Raw genomic sequence first — 2,579 nt, forward strand, 5'->3', positions numbered from 1 at the left:
TATAGCAATTTAAATTATAAGGAATACCTTCTTTTTTTAAAATAAAAGTGTGCAATATCTATGGCTCTTAAACATAATAAAAAATAATTAATATTTGACTTGATATTGATTCATATTTATAATGTATATATAAAAAATAAAAAAAGGAGTAAATATATGGCTACACCTCATATAGGAGCAAACAAAGGCGATATTGCAGAAACTATACTTTTACCTGGAGATCCTCTTAGGGCTAAATTTATAGCAGAAAATTTTTTAGAGAATGTTACTCAGTATAATTCTATTAGAAATATGTTTGGATTTACAGGAACTTATAAAGGAAAAAAAGTTTCTGTTCAAGGTACAGGTATGGGAATGCCTTCTTGCAGTATTTATTCTTATGAACTTATACATTTCTATGGCTGTAAGAATTTGATACGTATTGGTACTGCTGGAGCTTTAGTAGATAAATTACATATTGGTGATTTAGTTATAGGAATGGGAGCTTGTACAGATTCTAATTATGCATCACAGTATGAACTTCCTGGAACTTATGCTCCTATAGCTAGTTATGAATTATTAAGGAAAGCTGTTAATAAAGCTGATGAAATGAAAATAAATTATCATGTTGGTAATATAGTTTCATCTGATGTATTCTATGGTGCTAATAATGCTACTCCTAAATGGGCTAAAATGGGAGTATTAGCTGTTGAGATGGAAGCTGCTGCTTTATATATGAATGCTGCTTATGCAGGAGTTAATGCTCTTTGTATGGTAACAATTTCTGATTCTTTAATTACTGGAGAGGCTACAACTGCAGAACAAAGAGAAAAAACTTTCACTAATATGATGGAAGTCGCTTTATCTTTGGCTTAAATTGATAAACTAAAAATATTATTTTAATATTTTTTTAATTTGTTAATTGGGGTTTTATGTTTTTTACATAAAGCCCTATTTTTTTATTAAAATTTTAATTAAAAATAATATTTAAATATAATTTGATAATGTAATTTTATTAAAATATTAAGAAGCATAATTTTTATAATTAATAATAAAATAATTATTTTTCTTGACTTTTTTATCTTTTTTGTATATAATTAATTACTATGAAAGGTAATTTATATTCTAACAATTTCAAAAGCATTCTTGCTTATTACTTTTTCTATTATGGCGTTTAAGGCGCCAGTGTATCTATATTTCTAATTAACAAACATATTATATTTAAATTTTTTCTAATAAAAATTGTTCGCTTGAATATTATAATGCTTTATACATTGCTTACAATTTTTATATTTCAGTATTCTAAATTTTAAAATTATTTTAAGGAGAGTTAAATTATGATAGTAGTAATGAAACCAAATGCAAAAGAAGAACATGTTAATAATATTATAGAAAGATTAAAAGAAGCCGGTCTAGGTATACATAAAAGTGTAGGAGTAGACTATACCATAATAGGAATGGTAGGCGATACTTCAAAGATAGATAGGGATTTAATATCATCTTTACCTGGAGTATCAAAAGTATTAAAAGTACAAGAACCATTTAAAAGAGCAAACAGAGCTTTCAAGAAAGAAGATACAATAGTTGATGTAAGCGGTGTGAAAATAGGTGAGGGTAAGCCTGTTATTATTGCCGGTCCTTGTTCAGTGGAAAGTGAAGAACAATTAATAAGTATAGCAAAAAGTGTTAAGGCTTCTGGAGCTTCAATACTTAGAGGAGGAGCTTTTAAACCTAGAACATCTCCTTATGCATTTCAAGGTTTGGCATTGGACGGACTTAAAATATTAAAATTGGCAAGAGAAGAAGTTAATATTCCTATAGTAAGTGAAATAGTATCCATTAGACATTTAGAAGATTTTGATAATACTGTTGACATGATTCAAATAGGGGCAAGAAACATGCAGAACTTTGAACTTTTAAAAGAGGTTGGTAAATTAAAAAAGCCTGTATTATTAAAAAGAGGATTATCTAGTACTATAGAAGAATGGCTTATGAGTGCAGAATACATACTTAATCAAGGAAATGAAAATGTTGTATTATGCGAACGCGGTATAAGAACATTTGAAACTTATACTAGAAATACTTTTGACGTTTCAGCAATTCCTGCAATAAAACGTTTGAGTCATTTACCTGTTATTGGAGATCCTTCACATGCAAGCGGTAAATCTTGGATGGCACTCCCTCTTACTTTGGCAGCTATTTCTGCAGGTGCTGATGGTATGATTATAGAAGTACACAATGATCCTGAACATGCTTTATGTGATGGTGCACAGTCTATAAAGCCTGATGTTTTTGCTGATATTATGGAATCTGTTAATATGATTTCTGATACTGTTCTAAAAATTAAAGAAAAACATAATGGTAAAGTTTATACTAAATAATTAATTTTTATTTTTAAGTTAAAAAGGTGAGTAGAATTATTCTATTCATCTTTCTTATTATATTGAAATATATATATTTTTTTGATAAAGAGAAAATATTTATTACTTAATTTTCAAATAAATCTAATAATATAATTATATGTTAATTGCACAGGAGCCAGACATATTGCATTAAGTATTCCTTAGTTTTTTAAAGTATAACATAGGTGTATCATAATT

Annotated in this window: 2 protein-coding genes; both read left to right on the forward strand. The window is 27.6% G+C overall.

Annotated elements, in window-relative coordinates; genetic code table 11:
• Nucleotides 1-156: 156 nt before the first annotated feature.
• Nucleotides 157-855, forward strand: a complete 699-nt coding sequence (deoD, locus tag Q0K52_RS14715; RefSeq protein ID WP_297300634.1) for a purine-nucleoside phosphorylase — start codon at nt 157-159, stop codon at nt 853-855.
• Nucleotides 856-1,316: 461 nt separating this feature from the next.
• Complete coding sequence (aroF, locus tag Q0K52_RS14720) at nt 1,317-2,360, forward strand: 3-deoxy-7-phosphoheptulonate synthase (protein ID WP_297300635.1); 1,044 nt, start codon at nt 1,317-1,319, stop codon at nt 2,358-2,360.
• Nucleotides 2,361-2,579 lie beyond the last annotated feature (219 nt).

Origin of the sequence: uncultured Brachyspira sp. (assembly GCF_944390845.1) — a bacterium.
Taxonomy (GTDB): Bacteria; Spirochaetota; Brachyspiria; order Brachyspirales; family Brachyspiraceae; genus Brachyspira; species Brachyspira pulli.

What these genes read in the sequence shown, in the direction of transcription:
- aroF (WP_297300635.1), top strand. Translation starts at nt 1,317, where the DNA reads ATGATAGTAGTAATGAAACCAAATGCAAAAGAAGAACATGTTAATAAT.
- deoD (WP_297300634.1), top strand. Translation starts at nt 157, where the DNA reads ATGGCTACACCTCATATAGGAGCAAACAAAGGCGATATTGCAGAAACT.